Source organism: Candidatus Hydrogenedentota bacterium (assembly GCA_035450225.1).
Taxonomy (GTDB): Bacteria; Hydrogenedentota; Hydrogenedentia; order Hydrogenedentales; family SLHB01; genus DSVR01.
Window position 1 is genome coordinate 1 of record DAOTMJ010000017.1, and the last position, 23109, is coordinate 23109.

At 60.0% G+C, this 23109-nt stretch carries 12 protein-coding genes; 6 read left to right on the top strand and 6 right to left on the bottom strand.

Annotated elements, in window-relative coordinates:
- The first annotated feature begins 828 nt into the window (after positions 1–828).
- Positions 829–5484 carry an immunoglobulin domain-containing protein gene (locus P5540_10755; GenBank protein ID HRT65293.1) on the top strand — a complete coding sequence of 1552 codons (4656 nt, stop codon included), beginning with the start codon at positions 829–831 and terminating at the stop codon, positions 5482–5484.
- Between the two features lie 122 nt (positions 5485–5606).
- Here P5540_10755 and P5540_10760 read toward each other — a convergent pair whose 3' ends face one another.
- Entirely contained in the window at positions 5607–8426 is a 2820-nt protein-coding gene (locus P5540_10760) for an FAD-linked oxidase C-terminal domain-containing protein (GenBank protein ID HRT65294.1), read from the bottom strand.
- Positions 8427–8698: 272 nt separating this feature from the next.
- Here P5540_10760 and P5540_10765 point away from each other — a divergent pair, with 272 nt between their 5' ends.
- Together P5540_10765 and P5540_10770 are read left to right on the top strand one after the other, a co-directional pair.
- Positions 8699–10645 (top strand): ABC transporter ATP-binding protein, encoded by a 1947-nt coding sequence (locus tag P5540_10765; protein ID HRT65295.1) that lies wholly within the window; start codon positions 8699–8701, stop codon positions 10643–10645.
- Positions 10635–11285: a carboxypeptidase-like regulatory domain-containing protein gene (locus tag P5540_10770; GenBank protein HRT65296.1), complete on the top strand. Its 651-nt coding sequence runs from the start codon at positions 10635–10637 to the stop codon at positions 11283–11285. The genes P5540_10765 and P5540_10770 overlap by 11 nt, the downstream gene beginning before the upstream one ends.
- A 17-nt stretch (positions 11286–11302) precedes the next feature.
- Here the strand turns inward: P5540_10770 and P5540_10775 are convergent, their stop codons facing one another.
- The gene (locus P5540_10775) at positions 11303–11701 is read right to left on the bottom strand and encodes a nuclear transport factor 2 family protein (GenBank protein HRT65297.1); all 399 of its coding nucleotides are present in this window, start codon (positions 11699–11701) and stop codon (positions 11303–11305) included.
- A gap of 248 nt (positions 11702–11949) precedes the next feature.
- On the opposite strand from P5540_10775, the gene P5540_10780 reads away from it, so the two are divergent.
- Positions 11950–12777: an FKBP-type peptidyl-prolyl cis-trans isomerase gene (locus tag P5540_10780; GenBank protein ID HRT65298.1), complete on the top strand. Its 828-nt coding sequence runs from the start codon at positions 11950–11952 to the stop codon at positions 12775–12777.
- A gap of 79 nt (positions 12778–12856) precedes the next feature.
- Here the strand turns inward: P5540_10780 and P5540_10785 are convergent, their stop codons facing one another.
- The 3 genes from P5540_10785 to P5540_10795 all read right to left on the bottom strand — a co-directional run bounded on the left by P5540_10785 (position 12857) and on the right by P5540_10795 (position 17247).
- Positions 12857–13903 carry a ketose-bisphosphate aldolase gene (locus tag P5540_10785; protein ID HRT65299.1) on the bottom strand — a complete coding sequence of 349 codons (1047 nt, stop codon included), beginning with the start codon at positions 13901–13903 and terminating at the stop codon, positions 12857–12859.
- Between the two features lie 133 nt (positions 13904–14036).
- Positions 14037–16091: a UvrD-helicase domain-containing protein gene (locus P5540_10790; GenBank protein HRT65300.1), complete on the bottom strand. Its 2055-nt coding sequence runs from the start codon at positions 16089–16091 to the stop codon at positions 14037–14039.
- Between the two features lie 67 nt (positions 16092–16158).
- Positions 16159–17247: a uroporphyrinogen decarboxylase family protein gene (locus tag P5540_10795; GenBank protein HRT65301.1), complete on the bottom strand. Its 1089-nt coding sequence runs from the start codon at positions 17245–17247 to the stop codon at positions 16159–16161.
- Positions 17248–17494: 247 nt separating this feature from the next.
- Here P5540_10795 and P5540_10800 point away from each other — a divergent pair, with 247 nt between their 5' ends.
- Both P5540_10800 and P5540_10805 read left to right on the top strand, forming a co-directional pair.
- Positions 17495–20026 carry a DNA translocase FtsK gene (locus tag P5540_10800; protein HRT65302.1) on the top strand — a complete coding sequence of 844 codons (2532 nt, stop codon included), beginning with the start codon at positions 17495–17497 and terminating at the stop codon, positions 20024–20026.
- A complete protein-coding gene (locus tag P5540_10805; GenBank protein ID HRT65303.1) occupies positions 20023–20493 on the top strand; it encodes a helix-turn-helix domain-containing protein in 471 nt (156 codons plus the stop codon). The genes P5540_10800 and P5540_10805 overlap by 4 nt, the downstream gene beginning before the upstream one ends.
- A gap of 12 nt (positions 20494–20505) precedes the next feature.
- On the opposite strand, the gene P5540_10810 is transcribed toward P5540_10805, so the two are convergent.
- Positions 20506–23067, bottom strand: a complete 2562-nt coding sequence (locus P5540_10810; GenBank protein HRT65304.1) for a penicillin acylase family protein — start codon at positions 23065–23067, stop codon at positions 20506–20508.
- Positions 23068–23109 lie beyond the last annotated feature (42 nt).

The window sequence follows — 23109 nt, forward strand, 5'->3', positions numbered from 1 at the left end:
ACTGTAGTCGCTTAGAAAAATCGGCGATTGTCCAATTCCCGCTGAACCGGGACACGCCCTTTCAGGGCGTCAACTCAACATGGAAAATGTAGAAACTCCAAGGGTGCGCGACCTCGCGCACCGCTGGAGTTTCTACATTTCGGCCTGAAAGGCCGTGGATATGATAGCCTAGGGCAACGCCCTGGGAAAGAAGGTATTCTCTGTATTTGAGCTCTGAAAGAGCGAAACAATGTGTTGTAACGACCGTGGCCAGCTCGGTTACGCCCTTTCAGGGCTGTTCGACTTATTCTTGTTGCTTTTCCCAGGGCGTTGCCCTGGGCTTTGATGTCGCGCCCTTTCAGGGCGTCAACTCAACATGGAAAATGTAGAAACTCCAAGGGTGCGCGTCCTCGCGCACCGTGCGATAGCGCACGAACGGTACGATCAATCGCCCAACAGGGTTTGCATCATTCTTTTTTCAGATTTGTCTTGACTCCCGGAAGGTCTTGAGATAAGATTGATCATGTAAAGAATAATATCTTAACGAATCACTTCGTCCTGTGCGCCGAAAACCTCCGTCAAACGAGAGTGCCTTGCAGGAAGGGAAAAGGCGCAATATGAAACCGTGCCAGGATTTTGTCGCTCTCCAGCGCGCAGTTGCCGGTAAGAGGGGATTTTTTCTTCCATTTTCTCCGGGGTCGTGTGTCTTTATCAGCAGAGGACATTGTAGGCGAACGCATACGCGACAGGACGCATGGGTAACGGAATAGCCTGCCTTGCTTGAAAGCAGGTTGTTTGGCCGGACGTCCCGAAGCGCAAGCGGACTCCTTGCAACAGGAGGACAACGCGATGACGAACCGAATCAAGATGCGATTGATGGCTTGTCTCGTCTTGGCGGTCTTGGCAGGCGCCACGGCGATGAAATCGTTTGCAAACACCCCGGATGGCGCCGAACCCGCCAAGGGCGAAGCCACGCCCTGCTGGATCAACGCCGGCAACGGCGTGTCGAGTACCGCTCGCTCGGATCACACCACGTTGGTGTTCAAAAAAAAAATGTGGATTCTGGGCGGCAACAATAAAAACGATGTGTGGTGGTCGTCGGATGGATCGGTGTGGAAACTGGCCGCCGCCAACGCCGGCTGGTTCGAACGCAGCGATCACGCCTCGGTGGTCTTCGACAACAAGATGTGGGTAATGGGTGGCAGCGGGAATAACGACGTGTGGTGGTCGGAGGACGGCGCGATCTGGAACCGCGCGACGGCCAATGCCGAGTGGTCCGGGCGCGGCGGACACACCGCGGCCGTTTTCGATGGCAAAATCTGGATCCTGGGCGGCATCGCCGAGAACACCTACCTGAACGATGTCTGGTATTCGGAAGACGGCTCAACATGGACGCAGGCGACATCGAATGCCGCCTGGCCCGCGCGCGGCAGCCACACGACGGTGGTGTTTCAAAACAAACTGTGGGTAATGGGCGGGAAAAAGGACCCGGCCACGGGCTGGCCCTATTTGAACGACGTGTGGTGTTCGGAGAACGGCGCAACGTGGAGCATCGCCACCATGAGCGCCGATTGGTCCATGCGCCATGGCCATGCCTCGGCAGCCTTCAACGACCGGATCTGGGTGATGGGCGGCTACGGCGGAAACGCTGAAAACGATGTATGGACCTCTTTTGACGGCATTACGTGGGGGCGCCTTTCGCCAAACACCGGCATATGGTCCGGGCGATTGGGCCACACGCTAACCGTGTTTCAGAATAACTTATGGGTGTTGGGCGGCGGGTCGTCCGACATATGGAAATCTTCCAACGGCATCTCATGGACACAGGTATCAGGATCATCCACGACTTGGAGCAAGCGCCGGAGCCACGCAACGTCGAGTTTCGACCATTCATTATGGGTATTGGGCGGATACGACACCTCTTCCGCGCGCTATCTCAGCGATGTGTGGCGCTCGTCGGAGGGCGCCATCTGGACATGTGTTGCCTCGAAAGCGCCATGGACCGCCCGGGAGGGACACACGGCCGCGGCGCACCGTGAGAAACTATGGGTGATGGGCGGAATTGCGGCATCAGGTTATTTGAACGACGTATGGTGGTCGGTGGATGGCAACACGTGGACGCTGGCAACATCGGATGCGCGCTGGACGCCGCGAACCCACCACGCGACGGCGGTATTCAACAATAAATTGTGGGTGTTGGGGGGATATACCGGCATGCCGTCCCTCTACAAAAACGATGTCTGGTGTTCTGAAGACGGCACGACATGGCTGCAGATGTCGGAAAATGCGGGCTGGTCCCCGCGTAAAGGACATACCGCCGTGGCATACGACAACAAGTTGTGGGTCATCGGCGGATACGACGGCTCCTACAAGAACGATGTCTGGTGGTCGCCGAATGGCGCAACGTGGACAAAGGCCACATCAACAGCGCATTGGACCACGCGCGCCGAACACACGGCCGCGGCGCACAGGGGCAGGCTATGGCTAATGGGCGGACAAGGTTCCGCCGGAATTTCGAACGAAACCTGGTGGTCGTCGGACGGCGCCACATGGACGTTGGCGTCCATATACACCGGCTGGTCAAAGCGGTCCGAACACACCACAGCGGTATTCGACGACAAACTGTGGATCTTGGGCGGGGCGACTTCGAATGGATACGTGAACGACACGTGGTACTGGTCGGGCCACGAACCCCCGCTGATTACGGAACAGCCCAAATCCCTGACGGTCAATCCGGGCGAATCCGCCTCCTTCCATGTGGCGGCGCAAGGCACGGAACCGCTGAGTTACGAATGGAGCAAGGATGGCCGCCTTGTTCCGGGCGCAACCCTGAGCATGTACATCATCGCAAGCGCCCTGAACGCCTATGAGGGCGTCTATGCGTGCTACATCCGAAACCCGGTTGGAAACGCCGCGTCGAATCCCGTATTGCTTATCGTCAACGATCCGCCGCTGATCACGTCACAGCCGAAGTCGCAGACCGTACCGGAGGGACAGGTGGCAAAATTCAACGTGACGGTATCGGGCGCCACGCCCTTTTATTATCAGTGGCACAAGGACGGGATCTGCATTTGGGGCGCGACGCAAAGCAGTTACAGCATCGCCAGTGCATTGAAATCTTACGAAGGCGCTTATTCGTGCTATGTCTGGAACACGGCCGGCGGCGAACTTTCGGAAAATGCCCTGCTTACGGTAATGGAACCGCCCCGGATAACCGGGCAACCCCGGTCGCAAACCGTGAACCCCGGAGGGATGGCGATATTCGAAGTAACGGCGTCGGGGGTCAGCCCCCTTCATTTTCAGTGGAAAAAGGACGGCGCCCACCTGCCCGACGCAACATCGCACCAGTATATAATCGAAAACGCCATGAACGCCTTCGAGGGCGCGTATGCCTGTTACGTGAGCAATGCCTGCGGCGGCACGAGGAGCGATGTGGCCTTCCTGGACGTCAACGATCCCCCGGAAATTGCCCTTCAGCCGGTGTCGCAGACCGTGACAGCGGGCGATTCCGTCTCCTTTTTTGTCAGGGCCGCGGGAACGGAACCGTTCATTTATCAATGGAAGAAGGAGGAAAACATTATTCCGGGGGCGACGAATGCCGGCTTTGCGATTTTGGGCGCCCAGGAGGCGGACGCGGGCTTCTATGCCTGCATGGTAAGCAACATGGTCGGGAGCGCCACGTCGAACAGCGCGGCGCTAACGGTAAAGCCGCCCCTGCGACCGCCGGAGGCGGATTTCATCGCATCGCCGCGAACAGGCGTCGCGCCGTTGTCCGTTTTGTTCACGGACCTCTCGGATTGCAAGGGCCGGGAGCCGATTTCGCGCGAATGGACGTTTGGCGACGGCGGCACGAGCGAGCGGCGGAATCCCATCCACACGTACCAGTCGCCGGGAACCTATTCGGTATCCCTGAAGATCACGACGAACGATGGAAGCGATACCGAAACGAAAACAAGTTATATCTCGGTGAACGCACAGCCGCCCTTGGTGGACTTCACCGGCACGCCCCTTTGGGGGATGGCGCCCTTGTACGTCCAATTCAAGGACGCGACGATCACCCACGGGCAAACGGCGCTATCGCGCTTGTGGACCTTCGGCGACGGCAGCTCAAGTGTGTTGCAGGATCCAGGCCACTACTACCTTTCGCCGGGCAATTATTCGGTTTCGCTGACGATAATGACCAGCGCGGGCAGAGACACGCTGACAAAGGCCGACTATGTCACCGTATCGGACACCGGCGAGGGTCTCGCGATGTGGATACCGGACCGGTCGGCCCTGCCCGGGAACGACGTGGTCATTCCGCTGAACCTGTCGGCCCCGAACGGCGCGGTGCTGCGGGGCGTCCAAATCGAGTTCCGCTATGACGAAACCCTCCTCGATGCAAGTTCCCTGGAGGTGCAGTCCACGGCGCTGACAGGCCGGATGTCCTTCGTGGCAAACGTGTCCACGCCGGGCAGGGCGATTATGACCATCATGGGACAACCGACGGGTGAAATCCGCGGGGTGGGCCATCTGTTCGACGTGCTGGGCCGTATCCGGGCCGACGCGCCGGAGAACACTTGCGGCACGCTCCGGTTCGACAAGGTCTATCTGTACGATCAGGATGTGAACCCGTTGCCGGTGGATTTTTCCGACACGGGAGAATTGTGCACGAACGATCAATGCCTCCTGGGCGATCTGAACGGAAACGACGAGGTCGAGATTGGCGACGCGCTGTATGCGCTCCAGATTTCCGTCGGCGAACGCGAAACGGACGACTGTTCGATCAAGTCCGGCGACCTGAACGGCGACAACGTCATAGACAGCGCGGACGTGGTTATGCTGCAGCGTCTCGCGACAGGCCTCCCCATCAATCCATTCCCGGCCGAAAAAGCCCACGCGCTGGATCCGATGCTGCTGGGGGTGATACTCGAAGACACGGATTTCGTCACGGTGTCCCTCGGAAGTGCGGTGGCGCCGGTGGGTGCGAATGTGGATGTGCCGGTACTGATTGACGCCCCGCAGGGATTGAGCGGATTCGACATGTGGATCTCGCATCCGCCCGAACTAATGCCATTGAAACAGTTCGCGGGAAGCGTCCTGGCCGGCGGCCAGATTGATTGCAAGGCCGCGGACGGCCGCATCAACATCGGCATGGGCCGGGCAACCGGCATCGCGCCATCCAAGGAAGGGCCGGGTACGCTTGTCACGCTTCGTTTCAAGGTGATCGCGATGCCTGAAGACGGCAAGGCGGAACTGCGTATCGAACGGTGCGATCTCAAGGGCCAGTACGGCGACAGTTTCGCGTGGTTCACGGCGGTACAGAAGATTGACGCGAACATCGAGGTCCGCGAAACCGGCGAGGAACCCGATACCGGCGGTTGCATCGGCGGCACGCTTGACGGGGCGCCGCCCCCGGCGTCCGGAACGGGCGGAGGCCCGATACTGGGCGTCTTGGCGCTTGCGCTGGCATGGATGGCCATTCGCCGGGGAACGAAAAGCGGTGCGCGATCCGTAAAACCCTGATCGGCGGCCCGCCCGCAATGTCCCGAAGCGTGTACGGAAAGGGCGCAGGATAGACTGTCCCACGTTTCGCGCCCAAGGGACTTTCCGTACACGCTCTCAATCGAGGATATGCGGCGGAACGTTTACGGCAACGCGGCGGCCAGCAGTTCGGCGATATGCAGGGGCCGCACGTCGCTGAGATGGGCGATTTGCTGGCGGCAACTGGTCCCGGATGCGACGAGGCGCGTGCCGGGTTCGAGCGCGGCGATCTGTTGAATGAGCGGCGCGGCGACTTGCAGCGACAGATCGTATTTCGACCGAAGCGCGCCGAAACTGCCCGCCATGCCGCAGCAGCCGGTGTCCATGAGTTTCGCCTGGCGTCCGGGCAGCCGGCCGGCCAGCGCCGTCATGACGTTCACATCCGTAAGCGCTTTCGCGTGGCAATGGGCGTGAATCGCCACGCGGCAGGATTCGCTCCGAAACGCGATCGCGTCCGGTTCGCGCGCCAGCAGGTCTTCGACGAACGCCTCGAACAGAAAACAGCGCCGTGCGACGTCGTCCGCGCCGGCAATCCCCAATTCGCGGTAATCGCCCCGAAACATCGAGTAGCACGACGGTTCCAGGAAAACGATCGGCGTGTCGCCACCGCGCAATCGCGCGATGTTGCGTTCGCCGAAGCGCTTCGCCACGTCAAGACGCCCGACGCTGAACGCGGGACGGCCGCAACAGGCCGTGTCTTTGGGTAAGACGGCCTCGTAGCCCGCCGCCTCCAGTACACGGACCGCCGCCATGCCGATATGCGGTTCGTAGTACCGCACCGAGCAATCATCCCACAGCAAGACGCGTCCGCGCGGTCCACGGCCGTTTGATGTCCGTTTCGCGAACCAATGGTCGAAGCGTTCGCGGGCGTATCGCGGCAAGGGCCGTTTCGACGCGAGGCCCACGATCTTTTCGAGAAGCAGACGGGAGGCGTTCGTCTGCAGGATTGCATTGGCCAGCCCCGGCATAAGGCAACCCATCTTGCCCAATAAATCGAAACGGCTGACCATGCGTTCGAGCAGGCGCACGCCGTGCCGGCGTTGCCGCGCATACAACAACTCCGCTTTCAACAGCGCGAGATCAACATTCGACGGGCATTCCTTCTTGCACGCCTTGCACGACAGGCAGTTGCCCAGCGCCGCTTCGAGTTCTTCGCACGCGAGCGGGTCGGACGACGGAATGCGTCCGTCGAGCACGGCGCGAATGATGTTCGCTCGGCCCCGCGTGCACATGATCTCGTCGCCCGTCGCCGAAAAGGTCGGGCACATCGTCGGTGAATCCTTGCGGCAATCCCCGCAGCCGTTGCACTGTTCAAGATTCCCCACAAAGGACTCGTCCTTCGCGGCAAACGCCAGCACGGGCGCAAACGGGGTTGGAATCCGGTAGCCATCGCCCCAGCGCAACGGCGCATCTATTCGCGCGCCGTCCGGAAAGACCTTGCCCGGGTTCATGAGTCCCTTCGGATCGAACACGGCCTTGATGGCCCGCATCGCATCAATGAGTTCCCGTCCGAGGTGTTCTTCCATGAACTCGGCGCGCGCAATGCCGACGCCGTGCTCGCCCGTCAGCGACCCCGCGAATTCCTTTGTCACGGACGAAATGCGCTCGGCAAGCCGGCGATAGCGCGCGATGCTGTCGGCTTTATGAAGATCGACGACAGGCCGAATATGCAGCAACCCCGACGCCGCATGGCCGTAGAACGACATCTCAAGGCCGAGCGGCTCCGCCGCGGCTTTCGCCGCCGCGACGTATTCGGGCAGCCGTTCGGGGCGCACGGCGACGTCCTCGACGCCCGCGATGGGTTTCGCGGGCCCCTTGCAACCGCTGAGAAGCGAAAGCCCCCGCTTGCGCAGACCCCAGACTTGCAGCATGTGCGCGGGTTCGGTGCAGGCCGTGAAACGCAGGCCGAGTTTGCGCTTCGCAAGCGCATCGAGCCGCGCGTCCACATCATCATAGAATTCGACGATGAGAAACGCGCCGCAGGGTTTTGTGTCGAGTTCGAGCAGTTCCCGCGCGGTCTTGAATTCGAGTTGGTCGCGTGTTTGATCGAACAAGACTTGATCCACATGCTCGATGGCGGCGGGTTTGAGATCGAGAATGGCCACCGTCGCCTGCATCGCCTCCTCGACCGTTCCGAAAAAGACCAAGCCGAGTCCCTTGCGCTTCGGCGGCGTCACGAGTCGCAGCGTCGCCGACCACACGGCGGCCAGCGTACCCTCGCTTCCGATCACAACGCGAGACAGGTCGCCTGGCGCGCGCAGGCAATCATCCAGCGCATACGCGGGCCAGCGCTTGACCAGCGTATCCGGGAAACGCTCGCGAATCGTGTCTGCATGCCGGGCGACAATTGCGTCCACTTCTTCCCGCAGCAGCGGCAGCGAATCCCGTTTGGCGCCGACGGTCGCGATCGTGCCATCGGCAAGGATAACCTCGACCGACTCGACATGATCGATTGTGGTGCCATAGATTGGCGCGCGCGCGCCGGAAGAATTGTTCGCGATCATGCCGCCGAGTGTCGCGCGCGAACTTGTCGCCACGTCCGGACCGAAACAGAGCCCGTGCGGCCGTAGGAATTCGTTCAATTGATCAAGCACGACGCCCGCGCCCACACGGACGGTGCGTCGTTCAACATCGAGGTCGGCAATAAACCGTGTATGCCGCGCCAGTTCGAGTATGAGGCCATCGCCGATGGCGCCGCCCGCAAGCCCCGTCCCCGCGCCGCGCGGCGTGACGGGAATGCCCGCCTCCACGGCCGCTCGAAGGACCGACGACGCCTGTTCCGCCGTGCGCGGAAACGCCACCGCAAACGGTTCGATCTGGTAGATAGAAGCATCGGTCGCATAGAGTTGTCGCGCGAGGGAATCAAACCGGACCTCGCAATCCGTGTCATTGGCGAAAAGCGTTGAATATTTCTTGAACGTCATCTCTTCAGGACCTGCTGTTGCCGCATTCCGGCTTCACGCCCGTCATCGCCATTGAAGAACAGGCAACCTACGCCGAAAGCCGCCGAGGTCGAATCATAGTCGGTTTCATACGGCATCCTCAATGCGCCCCCTTAATAATCCCTTTTTCTTCCCGCCCCTTTTTCCCCACACGCACACGCCGCCACAAGGGCACGGCCCTTTTCATTTGACCTTGGGCAGGCCCAGCGAGTAGGGTAGCCGGACAACCAAATGGATCGCGGACGCAAAATGCCATGACCGATCTGGCCGAACCCGAATACAACACCCGGAACCTCTTACAAGCGCGAACGAGCGCGTGGCGGATTTACCGCCGCCTGCTCGGTTACGCCTGGAAGTACAAATTCCGGCTGTTGCTGTCGCTGTTTTTCGCAATGGTCGTGGCCTCGCTGTTCAGTTCGATGATCCTGACCATCGGCGGCGTCATCAAACTGCTGTATGTGGACGAAGCCACGTTGGCCCCGCAAATAGACGCGGCGGTCGCACGCGCCGAGGAAATGGCGGGCGTCGTTCAGCGCGTGACGGGATGGCGCCCGGACAATGTGGAACCGCGCCTGCGAAACCTCTTCACCATGCTTCGGGCCAATCGCCCCACCGCGCTTTCCTATCTCGCGCTGGCGTTGGTGCTGATCTCCTTTTCGACGGGATTTGCTCGGTTCCTTCAGGAATATTTCGCGGGCGCCATCGGCGTGAACGTTTCGATCACCTTGGGCCAAGAAATGTATGAAAACACGATCGGACTTTCGATGCCGTTTTTCGAGCGCCGGACCACGGGCGAAATCCTCGCGCGGTTCACAAACGACATTTTCATGGTCAATCGCGGCCTTACGATGGTCTGCATTCGCCTGTTTCGCGAACCGGTGAAAATCCTGTTTTGCCTTTTCCTGGCCTTGAGCGTGAACTGGCGCCTGACGCTGACGGTCCTGCTCGTTCTGCCCGCCATCGGCTATGTGATCTATGCCATCGGGCGGAAGGTCAAAAAGAGCGTACAAAATTCGTTGCAGCGCATCGCGTCCATGTCGGGCATGGTGGCCGAAACCGTCGGCGGCATCGCCATCGTGAAGGCCTATTGCATGGAAGCCTACGAGGCCCGGCGCGTCCATGAGGAACTGCAACGGATCCGGCGTTACATGACCCGCATGGTCAAGGCGGACGCCGCCATCGATCCCGCCGCCGAATTTCTCATGATGGTCGGGCTTGCCCTCTTCATCCTGATGGCCAACAACGCCTTCGAGTCGGGCCAGATTGACGGCGGCGGATTGGTTATCCTGTTCGGCGCGCTGGCGGCGATGATGGATCCCCTCCGGAAACTTTCCGGCGTGAACAACATGATTCAGACCAGCGTGGCAAGCGCCGAGCGCGTGTTCGAATTCATTGACATGAAACCGGACATCATCGAGGCGCCCAATGCGCCCGCGCTGCCGCCGCTGCGCGAATCCATCCGTTTTGACGACGTCCATTTCTCCTACGACGGCGTCACGCCGGTGTTGAAGGGCATTTCATTCGAGATTCGCAAGGGCGAGATGGCCGCGCTGGTGGGTTTCAGTGGTTCGGGAAAGACGACCATCGCCAAATTAATCCCGCGTTTTTACGATCCGCAGCGCGGCGTCATACGCATTGACGGCGCCGACATTCGAGAGGTTTCGTTCAAGAGTCTGAGGGCGCAGATCGGTGTCGTCACCCAGGACACCGTCCTGTTCAACGACACGGTCCGCGCGAATATCGCCTATGGTAGCGAGAATTACCCCGATGAACGCATACGCCAAGCCGCGAAAGCCGCCCATGCCGCCGAATTCATCGAAAAACTGCCGCAGGGATACGACACCCCCATCGGCGAATCCGGCGGAACGCTTTCGGGCGGTCAGCGCCAGCGGATCGCCATCGCGCGGGCCGTCATCAAGGATCCCGCCATCTTGATTCTCGACGAGGCGACGTCAAGTCTCGATTCCGAAAGCGAGCGGGCCATCCAGGCCGCCATCGAGGAATTCGTCGTCGGACGGACAACGCTCGTCATCGCGCACCGCCTTTCGACGGTGCAGCGCGCCGACCGCATTTTGGTCATTGACGGCGGCGAATTGGTGGAGCAAGGCCGGCATGACGAACTCATCGCGCGCGGCGGATTGTACCGCCGTCTCTACGACGTCCAGTTCGCCGGCGAGGGAAAGGCGCGCCGTGAATCGTGATTGTGCGCGCATTACCGCGACGATGCTGTTCCTAATGGCCGCGAGCGGTTGCGGCAAGCCGTCGCCGCCCGCACCCCCTCCCGTCCCGGAAACGTTTTCGGTCGCATTGCGCGCCGTGGATCTCGACGGACGTCCGGTCGCCGGCATGATCCCCATAGCCACGCGAGAACCCAACGCCTTCGACGAACCGCTGAGCCGCGGCGCCCCCTCGGCGGACAACGGCCTAAGCGTGCTTGCCATTCCCTCCGACCGGCCACTTTACCTGCGCATGTGGGATCCGGCGTTGAAGAAATTCGCAAACAATTTTTTCGAAGTGCAATCGGGCGGAAATCCCGGCACGGAAACCATGGACGTTGTAATGGTTCCGGGCGCATCGCTCGAAATGGCCGTTGACGCGCCCGGCACAACCGTTGACATCATGATGCTGCATCCCCGGCAAGGCCCCTGGTGGCCGGCGCGCGAAACATCCGACGCCGCCGGGCGTGTCCGCTTCGGCGCCGTGCCCGCGGGCATCTACGCGATTCGTATAAAAACACAGGACGGCGCTTCGGCGGACCTTGCGGAAGTGAGGCTGCCCCCCGGCGATGCCGTGGATCTGGGCCACATCCCCTTGAAGCGGGCAACGCCGATCGCACAGTAGCCGTGCAGGAGCCGTTGCTATCGTTCCTCCGGTGGTCTCAACTGGAGAAGGACGGTCCGGTCGAAGAAGACGTCGTTTCGTGAAATCTTGCCGTCCCGCAGCAACACCAGATCCATGCCGTCGGCATCAACCGCCTCGGTTCCTTCCATGTAACGGAACGTCGCATGCCAGAGAATCGCGGCGCCCTCCCGCCCCGCAAGGGGATAGCCGTCCAGAAGCGTCCAGTGCATCGCCCACATGGAAAACAGTTTCCGGAGGTAACGCCGGAGCGCATCGGACCCCACGATGACTTCGCGCAGATACGGATCGCGATACCGGACGTCTTCGGTGTAACACGCCACCACACGCTCCACCACCTGCGAATTCCACGCATCCAGAAACCGCGTGGCCAATCCGGCCAGTTCCATCGGGTTCATGGCATTGCCTCCTCGATCGCGCGGCGTCAATCACCGGCCCGCCGACATGCACTTCACCCGTTCACTGTATCCGGGTATTACGATAATACACCCTGGGAAAAAATGCAATAACCCAACAATTTTCAGGAAAAATCATAAAAACGGGCTTCCATCGCGATCCAAGCATGCGGGGCATGCAAGCGGGGCCATTTGCTCAACCCAACCCGCCGGACGTACACTACCGGTTGCCACAAGGAAAGGAACCGGAAATGACAAAGACATTGTTGTGCGCCATGTTGGTGATGTTGGCCATGGGACCGATTTTCGCCGCGGATGAAAAGCCCGCGGAATCCCCCGCGCCGGATCAGACGCAAACCTCTGAAAAGGCCGCGGCCGTCAGCGCGATGAGCGAAATTCAAAAAGTGAGTTACAGCCTTGGGGCGCAATGGGGCGCCGGACTGAAAAAGGCCAAAGTGGACATTGACCTGCCAAACCTCATTCAAGGACTGCAAGACGCCATGGATGGCAAAGAGACGCTAATGTCCGACGACGAGATGAAACAGATCATGATATCGTTCCAACAGAGCATGATGCTGAAGCGCCAGGAAGAACAAAAGCGTCAAATCGAGGAAAACAAGGCCGAACAGACCGCGTTTTTGGAAGAAAACGCGAAAAAAGAGGGCGTTGTCAGCCTGCCGAGCGGACTGCAGTACAAAGTTCTCGCATCGGGCCATGGGAAATCGCCCACGGCCGCGGATACCGTGAAAGTGAATTACCGCGGCACCCTGCCGGACGGCGCCGAATTCGACAGCACGGAAAAGCGGGGCATGCCGGGCGAATTTCAGGTTGGCCGGGTAATCGCCGGCTGGACCGAGGCCCTGCAACTCATGAAAGAGGGGGACAAGTGGCAGTTGTTCATCCCGTCCGAACTCGCATACAAAGATGCCGGACGCCCGAATATCCCGCCGGGAAAAATGCTGATCTACGAAGTCGAATTGCTCGAAGTCATACCGGCGGAAACCACGGAAAAACGGGCCGATCCGGGAACGGCCATCATACCTAATCCGCCCGCCAACGCCCCGGCCCAGAACAAGTAAATCCCCCCATTCACAACACATTGCAGGAAATCCCGGCCGGGATTTCCTGCAATGGCATTTACAACGGAATGTTTTCCGCTTATTTGGCGGCGGCATAGACCTTCTTCATGTCGTCGAGGGTCATGGGGACGTAATCGCCCGCATGACCGGCTTGGCCGAACGCTTTCATGCGCGCCACATAGACTTGATAAGCCGCTTCGCGGGCAGGTCCAAGCCAATCGCGCGGATCGAATTTCTCCGGCTTCTCGGCCAATAGCTTGCGAACGGCGCCGGTCATCGCAAGACGGCTGTCCGTATCCACGTTGATCTTGCGCACACCGTGCTTGATGCCATCCTGAATCTGCTCAATGGGGATGCCGAAAGTACCGGGCATTTTGCCGCCGTACTGGTTGATAATGTCCACCAGTTCCTGTGGCACCGAACTCGATCCGTGCATGACCATGTGGCAGTTTGGCATGCGGGCGTGGATTTGATGGATGCGCTCCATGGCAAGCATCGGCGGGAGCATTTTGCCCGTGACGGGATCCTTGCGGCCGGACTTGTACGCGCCGTGGCTGGTGCCGATGGCGACGGCCAGCGCATCAACGCCCGTCGCCGCGACGAATTCTTCGGCCTGCGCCGGATCCGTCAGATGGGCGTTGACTTCGTCCACGCTCAATCCCGCGCCGTGCCCGTCCTCGATGCCGCCCAGGCAGCCGAGTTCGCCCTCGACCGTCACGCCGAGCGGATGGGCCATCTCGACGACCTTTTTCGTGATGGCCACATTGGCCTCATACGTGTTGGGAGTCTTCCCGTCTTCGGCGAGCGATCCGTCAATCATGACCGATGTGAATCCGAGTTCGATGGCCTTTTCACAGGTCTCGACGCTGTTGCCGTGATCGAGGTGCATCGCCAATGGAATTTCCGGAAATTCCTCCTCGGCGGCCTTGATCAGGTTGCGCAGGTAAATCATTTTGCTGTATTTGAGCGCTCCGCGGCTAGCCTGGATGATTACCGGGCTTTTTGTGTCGTGGGCCGCCTGCATGATGGCCTGGATCTGCTCCATGTTGTTGACGTTGAAGGCGCCTACACCGTATCCGCCCTTCGCGGCCTCATCCAGAATTTGACGCATGGGAACTAATGGCATGTTCGTGTACTCCTTGGGATTGTCGGCACTGCCGATTCCGCACCAGTTATAGGCCGTAATAGACGCACTACGGCACCGTCACGACTATAGCATGTCCGGCCGGATTGATTCAAAAAACGCCGCATCCACGCATTCATGCGAGTGGTCGCGGACGGCGTTTCCTTCGCGGTTTTGTTTTCATTGGCGTCATGGCCGATTCGACCATTTCGCGGGCGGCCAGGACACGTCTGCGCACGAGTTCCGAGGGAATCTCCCCAAGAAACCGGCTGGTTTTCGTCATGCAGATGCGGCCAAAACGGTTGCGCGCAAGGGCCTCGAACACGGTGACATGGCGTTTCGCGCGCGTCAGCGCCACATAAAAAAGGCGGCGTTCCTCCTCGATCCCGTTTTCGCGCAACGATCGGTCGTGCGGGATAAGCCCCTCCTCGCAACCGGCGATGAACACGAACGGGAATTCAAGGCCCTTGGCGCTGTGGATGGTCATCAACGTAACGGCGTCTTCACGCCGCTTTTCCCTGCTTTGGCGGTCGTCGTCGCCGTCCAGCGCATTCTCGTCGAGAAACCCGGCGAGAGACGGCGCTTTCGCCGATTGTTCATGGATTTCGATGGCGCGAAGCACGGCCTCGGCATTGCCCCAGCGTTGTTCGAATTGCTGCGGCGTCCTGGAGGTCCGGCCAATCTCGGCGCGATAGGCGATCGCATCGAGAAGGTCTTCGGCAATGGCGCGCAAAGGCGCGTCCGGCTGCCGGAATCGCTTCCGAAACGTTTCAATGATACGGTGAAAACTTTCCAGACCTGCGGCGGCGTTTTTTTCGACAAGTCCCCGGCGCACGGCCTGAAGCGATGCGTCCCAGATGGAAAGCGATCCGTTCCCGCATAGATCGTGAATGCGGTGCAGCGCCGCGTCGCCGATGCCGCGTCGCGGCACATTGACCACGCGCAGAAACGCGGTTTCATTGCGGGGGTTTGCGGCGAGTTTCAGATAGGCCAGAATGTCCTTGACCTCGGCCCGTTCAAAAAATTCCTGTCCCCCGACGACGACATAGGGTATTCCCGCCTGCCGCAGGGCCATTTCGATGGGACGCGACTGGAGGTTTGACCGGTACAAGACGGCGAAATCGCCGCACGCGGCATCCGTTTTCTTTTGGATGTGCGTCAGCCATTGCATAATGGCCCTTGCCTCGTGTTCCTCGTCGCCCGCCACGATCCATTCGATGGGCCGCCCCGCGCCAAGCGTGCTCCAAAGATTCTTGGCGCGCCGCTCGGCGTTGTTCGCAATGACGGCATTGGCCGCCGACAGGATCGTTTCCGTCGATCGGTAGTTTTGGTCGAGCGTGATCACGCGCGCGTCCGGGTAGTCGCGGTCGAACGCGAGGATGTGGGCCGGCTCCGCGCCGCGCCAGCCGTAGATGGATTGATCGTCGTCGCCGACGACGCAGAGATTGCGGCGGGGTTCGGCAATCGCGCGCAACAAATCGTACTGGATTCGGTTCGTGTCCTGATATTCATCCACCAGCACGTAACGGTAGTGCTGCTGAAATTTCGCGAGAAGATCGGGCTCCTTGCGCCACAATTCAAGCGTCAACGCCAGCAGGTCGTCGAAATCGAGGCTGTTCGCGGCGCGTAGCGCGGATTGATAGCGCCCGATGAATTCCGGCAGCCATGCCTTGTATTTCGCTTCCGTGTCAGCCGGAATCTTGTCGTCCACGGGAAAAGGCGGCGGTCTGTCGCAGCCGTTTTTGTGAAGACTGATGGCGGATTGCAAGCGCTGCGGACTGAACGTCTCGCGAACTCCGTCGAGATCGCCGAGAATGCGCCGCACGAGCGTCCGTGCGTCGCCCTCGCCACAGATGGAAAAATCCTTGCGGTATCCGATGCGATGGATATGCGCACGAAGCACGCGCACACAGAACGCATGAAATGTCGTCAGCATGATGTCTTGGGCCGTTTTCGCGCCGACGAGTTCCCCGACGCGATCGCGCATTTCCTCCGCGGCCTTGTTTGTGAAGGTCACGGCGAGGATGTGCGACGGCTTGGCAAGTTTGCGCGCCACAATGTGTGCTATGCGCCGCGTGATCACCCGCGTCTTTCCGCTGCCCGCCCCGGCCAACACCAGCAACGGCCCCTCGGTGTGGAGCACCGCTTCCCGTTGAGCGGGATTCAAATCGTCGAGAAACGTTTCTATCATCGGCGTGTCTTGCCCGCAACCATGGGTGACTCTCCGGGCTTTTTCATCCTGTTGACCGCGCGGCGCCCTACACCGAGAACTTCCGGCCTTCGTCGAGCATGGCAAGGTAGTTGTCGAGGGGAATGTAATTGGCGACGCTGTTGCCGGTGCCAAGGACATATCCGCCGCCGGGCATGCACTTTTCGAGCGTCTCGCGCACGCGGCGGCGCACGTCCGATTCGGACGCGCGGCACAGAAAATCCACGTCAATCCCGCCGAGCAGCGCGATGCGGCGGCCGTAGGTGTCTTTTGCGTCCGTCACGCGTTCGATGGTGTCCTCGAAGGAATGTTTCCCGTCAATGCGCACATCGTCCAGCAGGTCGTCCATGATGAGACTCAGGTTCCCGCACGCGTGCAGCAGATACGGCCGCCCGGCGGCATGCGACATCTCCGCCATCAGTTTGTGGCCGGGCAACACGAATGCGCGCAAGTCGTCCGGACCGATCAACGGCCCGCCGCGGTAACCCATGTCGTCGCTGCCCCACACGATCTTCACGCGGTCGAATGCGAGCAGGCGCTTCAAAAAGATCCGGTACGAATCAACCAAGCGCCGCGCAATCGCCTCGACAAGGTCCCGCTGCTCGCACAGCGCGAAGCACAGCGTTTCGTATCCCATGAGCCATGTGATGTATTCGGCGAAATGAGCAAAACCGCCGCTGCCGATCACGCACATGTTTTCCGGCAAATGCGCCTCATACCATTCGAGCGATCGCGAACTCGCCGCCTCGGGATCGGGCCATGGATACCGCTCGAATTCCTCCCACGTCGTCACGGGGCCTTTGTGTTCGTCCACGTATTGGCGTCCGTCGCGCCGCGCGAGATCGGCCGTATCTTTTGTATTTGAATAGTTGAGCGGCATATCCATTCCGCGAAGACTGCACCGGACATAATCGTAGCCAAGGAACGACTGGATGGCCACCTCGCGCTTCTCCGTGTAATAGGGGTCCGACGGATTCAAGTCGTCAAGAATGCCATAACGGGACGCAAGCGCCTCGGACACCTCCGGATCCAGAAACAATTCGATGAAATGCACACGCTTCGGCCGGCCCGTGCGCAGAATGGCATCGAGCAACCCGCGCCAATCGGGTTCGATTGCCACAGAAAACGGCGTTTTCATTTCAAGATACTCCTTGCGTTTGGAATGCCGTCACCTTATCACAATCATCCTGGTGCCGCAAATCATGTTTGTAAAAACCCCCTCTCTTTTTCTGCGCAATATAATAAAATTACGAAATATATTTGAAATGCGCACAACAGGTAGTGGATCAATCCTAGACAACCACAATATTTTGTTGCATTTTGCGTGCTTTTGTGTTAGGATGCGAGGCGTTCGGCGGATGGTTGATATGTTGGGGTTTAGGAATATGAGCGTACCGGCGAAATTTCCGCGGGATCGGGCATGCGAGATCCTCGGAATTTCTTTGTTGGCAGTGACCTGCTTTTTGTTTTTCGCGCTGGCTTCGATTCATTACCAAGGTACGGTTCCCTTGGACGATTTGGGCGCGGCGTTCAATTTGTGCGGACGTCCGGGGGCTTACACGGCCGGATTTTTGTCGGTATTGCTGGGCCATGCGGCGCATGTATTGTATATCATGACCGGGGTATGGGCGATGATGCTGATCTGGCATCGTCCGCTCGACCGGCTTGCGCTTCGACTGGCCGGATTGCTGCTGCTGTCGGGTTCGGCGGCCGGTCTTCTGCATATTCACCTGTTTTCAAGCGCGCTGGAGGGTCTCCCGGGCGGGGTGATAGGCGCGTATGTGGGCCGTTTGCTCCTGCCCACATTCGGCCGGATCGGTTCGGATGTCATCGCGGCCACGCTGGGCATTGTGGGCATCCTTCTGGCAACGGAGTTTCTGTTCGTGCGCGTGGCGGCGTGGTTCTATTTCATCGCCGTGCAAATCATCCGGGCAAGCAACGCGCTGTACAGCCTTTTGGGCCGTGCCTGGCAACGCCACGCGGAAGCCGCAGCCCTGCGGCGCAAACGCGATGAAAAACCGCTTCGCGGAATTCACGGCGTGTTTCACGAGCCGGATCCGCCGTCCGATGTGGCCGAGTCCGTTCCCATGACCGCCCAAATGGACGCCGCTTTCACGCGCGAAGAAACGCCGGCCGTTCAGGAACGCCCGGAGCGCGCTCCGGCGCGCATCCGCATCCGGACGGCCCCTCCGCCCGTCGAGATCGTCCAGGAAGAAATCCCGTTTCATGCCGTTTCGGAGCCGGTTGAGACGGATACAGCGCCGCCGGAAACAACCCGGATATCGTTGCCCGCCCCGGAGGAAGTCAAGAGGGACGAACCGGCGGCCATGGGCACGAATGGGGCGGCCACGCCCGTCTACAAGCCGCGCGCCGCCCGTCCGATGCCCCGCCGCAAGAATGCGGAACTCGACGAGTTGCCGCCGGACTACGTCTATCCGCGCCATTACAAGAAACCCAGCCTTGATCTGCTTGAACTGGCGCCCCCGCCCCGTTCCCCCGAATTGCTGACGGAATCGCTGCACCAGACGAGTTTGTTGCTCGAACGCACCCTTGAGACGTTCGGCATTGAAGCGCGTGTGACCGACATCACCCGCGGACCGACAATCACGCGATTCGAACTCGAACCCGCGCCCGGAATCAAAGTGAACCGGTTCACGTCGCTCGCGGACGATCTCGCGCTGGCCTTGAAAGCGGACGGGGTGCGCGTCGAAGCGCCGATTCCGGGCAAGGGGCGTGTCGGCATCGAATTGCCCAACATCGATCGCGAACCGGTCGTGCTGCGCGAACTGCTCCAATCGAAGACATACCGCAAGACAAAAGGCCCGCTGGTGCTTGCGCTGGGGAAAGATATCGCGGGCGATGTAATCGCGACCGATCTGGCCGTCATGCCGCATCTGCTGATCGCGGGCGCCACCGGCAAGGGAAAGACCGTCTGCGTGAAGTCCATCCTGGCGAGCCTGTTGTTCATGAAGACGCCCGAGGAAGTGCAATTGATGCTGATTGATCCGAAGATGGTCGAGTTTTCGATCTTCAACGACATTCCGCATCTCATCACGCCCGTGGTGACCGAGCCGAAGAAGGCCGCCACCGCGCTGAACTGGCTGATTACGGAAATGGAGGAACGATACCGCCTGTTCGCGCAACTACGCGTGCGCAACATCGAGGTCTATAATGAGAGTGTCGAGAACGGCGAAATCGAAATGCCCGACGAGGAAGGCAACGCCGCGGGCGAGTCGGTCAATCTGGTTCGGAAACTGCCCTACATCGTATGCGTGATTGACGAATTGGCGGACCTGATGATGCTGGCGCGGGCGGAAGTCGAAGACGCCATCATGCGCCTTGCGCAACTGGCGCGGGCGGTCGGCATTCACCTGATCATCGCGACACAGCGCCCGTCGGTGAACGTGCTGACCGGCGTGATCAAGGCGAATTTCCCGGTGCGCATCTCGTTCCAAGTGTCTTCGCGCACGGATTCGCGGTGCATTCTCGACGAGATTGGCGCCGAGCGTCTGATCGGAAACGGCGACATGTTGTATCTGCCCGCGGGACGTTCCGTGCCGGTGCGCATCCAGGGCGCGTTTGTCAGCGACCATGAAATGAACTCGCTGGTGGGATACCTGAAGACGCAGGCCCCGCCGCAATACCGCGACGAAATCGAGAATTTCGGCAAAAGCCGGGAAGAACTCGAGGAGGAACTGAACGCGGAGGCGGACGAACTTTTCGACGAGGCGGTGCGGGTCGTTCTGGAAACGGGACAGGCCTCGATTTCAATGGTGCAACGGAGGCTCCGGGTGGGGTATACTAGAGCCGCTCGTTTGATTGACATGATGGAACTGAAAGGCATTGTGGGACCACATTTGGGGAGCAAGGCCCGCGAAATTCTCGTGGACTATGCTCCCGGGGACAGGGAACCATGAAAGAGACTTCTTTTCCGGGCCACGAGCTGCGCGAAAAGCGCGAGAAGTTGGGGTTGAGCTTGTATGAGGCGTTTCGACGGACGCGCGTGCCCGCGCCGTATCTCGCCGCGATGGAACGCGGCGACATGCGCGGCCTGCCCGCGGCCTGTTACGCCATCGGATTCATTCGAAGTTATTGCGAGTTCCTGGAACTCAACGCCGAACGCTACGTGGACAGTTATCGCGCCTGCCTGCGCCCGGTTTGCGGCAACCGTTTTTTGAGTCGCCCGGACGGCGGCGAATTCCGGATTCCGGACTGGGTTCAGGAGGTCATGACGTGGGCCGTGGTCGCCTCCGTGGTGCTGTTGGGCTGGATAACCTACACCGTCGTATTTCAGCCGTCCGCGCCCGTCGAACGCCGCGTGTCCGCCAGCACCGTTGAAATGGCGGCTCCTCCCCCGCTTTCCGCCGAAGACGACCATCCATAGGCGCGCGCGGCCTTACGATTCGCCCAAATCCGTACCGGCGGGGGCCTCGATCTGTTTTTCCCGCGGGATGATATTCCCCGCGGAATCGCCCGGCAGGAATATCATAGCGCTGGCCATGTGTTTCTTTATTTCCTCCATGAGAAAATGCGGTTCCCGGTACTGGCCCGCCATGAACAACGCAGCCTGATCATCGTAGTTCAATCCCATGAAATTACCGCCGTTTCCCGTGGGAAGGACCGTCAGGGAATGGGCCGGATCGGCAAAATCAATAAGCCGCCGCGTCGAGGGACCCGCCACGACCTTGTACGGCCATTTCCCCCGCGAATACAGCATGTTATTCACCAAATGGCTTCCGCCGGCGGCCGGAAACGGCCCGATATTGAAGATCCGCCCCAACAGCGGAAGATAACCAAAGGGATGCTTGAACTCCATGACATGAATGGCGCCCCAAGTCCACTGGGCCATATCCGGCCCAAGCAGGCGCGCAAGTTTTCCCACAGCGGCTTCCAGCGCATTCAACACGATGTCCGTTCGCGTTTCGACCTGGGACGTGGTGCAATTGTCCCAATAGGGCGATTCGGGGTTTTCAAGAACGTACTTGAAAAAATTCCAATGATCGGCGCACATGAAAAAGACGCCGAGATAATCGGCGCCCAGTTCATCCGAAAGGATCCGGTCGAGGAGTTCGTCGCACAGCACCTGGAACAGCGCGGCGCCCGCCGATCCCTTGTCGTGCCCAAAATCCCAAGAGTTCAATAGTTCGAGCGCCTGGCGCTGTAAGGGATTGAGACGATCCGCAACGGGCTTCAACGCATTCGCGATCGCCCCCACCATGCGGGGGCCGTTGTAGGCCACGTCGTCCAGTTGGACGGCGCGCAGATCGTTGAGGTTCCATTTTTCACGGGCGTCGAGCAGTTGCTCGATACGTCCGGCGCGATCGGTGGGCTGCCAATATCCCTCAAGGTCCTGGATGGGCCCGACGGGCTTCACGGTGGATTTGTTGTTGGCGGAGACGATGCATCCGGACGGCGGGTTGATCAGGTGTGGATTCGCATCGAAGGGCACATAACCGAGAATATCGTCGTCGCCGGAAGCCCCGTCCAGCAAACACTTGGGGTTGACATGCCGGGGTCGTATGGGAAGAAGGCCGGCCGCCCACCACGCGATGTTTCCCGCGCGGTCGGCGTAGGAGACATTGAGTCCCGGCGAGGTGATCTTGGCGAGCGCCGCGCCGAACTGTTCCATAGTCCGGGCGTGGTTCATGTCGTACAGGGCTTCCATGTCGGTGTACTGTGTATGCTGCCAAACCCAAGACAATGCGATATCCGGTCCCTCGTACTTGTGTAGGGTTCGGAACAGATCGGTGATAATGGGTCCGTGCGGCGTGTTTCGCACGTCAATCGTCTGATCGCGCCCGAACCGGACCCTGATGGTTTCCGTCGTTGTGCGGACATCGGTCCATTGGCCTTTATACATGACCTTGCCCGGATCATTGGGGTCGAAGGTTTCGCGATAGAGGTCCACATCGTCGTTTTCGAACATGGTCAGCGCCCATGCGTAGTCGCCGTTGTGGCCGATCAGCGCGAAAGGGATCAGGGGTAGAAAATACCCGTAGGTGTTGATTTCGCCGTAGATCAGATGCGCCTCGTACCAGACGCCCGGATTGGTAAGCGCGATGTGGGGATCGTTGGCTAGAATCGGCTTGCCCGACTCCGTGCGCGAGGGGCCCAGCACCCACGAATTGCTCCCCAGCGAGGGGCCGAACAACCTCGACAGTGTAGCCGCGGAATCGAGGAATGCGCGCAGCGCCTCGCCGCCCGCTGCGTCCGCCGCGCCACGGGCTTGCGGTTGTTTCGCCGCGAGAAAGGCTTCTGCCTCCCCGATGGTTTCCATGACGGTGATCGGAGTTTCTTTTGAATAACCGGGAAACAGATCCTGAACATTCCGCTGGATGCCTAATTGGCGAAAACGCTCTTCGATCAGCGAATACAGCGGATCGCTTCTCAGCCCCTCCGCGAAACTGATGGGCAATATGGCCGCCACGGTAAGGCAATCCTCGGGCGTGTAATGCCGTTTGGGAATTCGCAAAACGGCAAACTCGAAGGGTAATGCTTCCCGATCCACCCGGTGATTGATCCCCGCGACGAAGGCGTCGGCGGCCGCCTTTATTTCGGGCCGCTCTTCCGCCCGGGCCTTGAGATATTTCGCGGCGTGGGCGCGCAATTGAAAGGTCCGCGCCAGTTTGTCTATGGGAACGGCCGGGGGACCCAATATTTCAGCCAACTCGCCGCCGGCCAAACGAAGAACAAGTTCCATCTGAAACAGGCGGTCCTGCGCCATGACATATCCGAGCACAAAATAGGCGTCGGTCTCCGTGTCGGCCTTGATGTGGGGAACGCCCCAATCGTCCCGTATGACCGACACCGGGGCCGTGAGCGAACGATGAACGACGGACAGGGTATGATTGGGCACGCGCGAATAGGCCAGATAATAAATAAAGGCCGCCAGCCCCATGCATGCCATCAGAACGGCATCGAGCGCAAAGAACATGAAATACAGCCACTTCCTTTTCATGACGATCTCCCGTTTCCGTTCCTTCAAGGCCCGTCCCGCCGC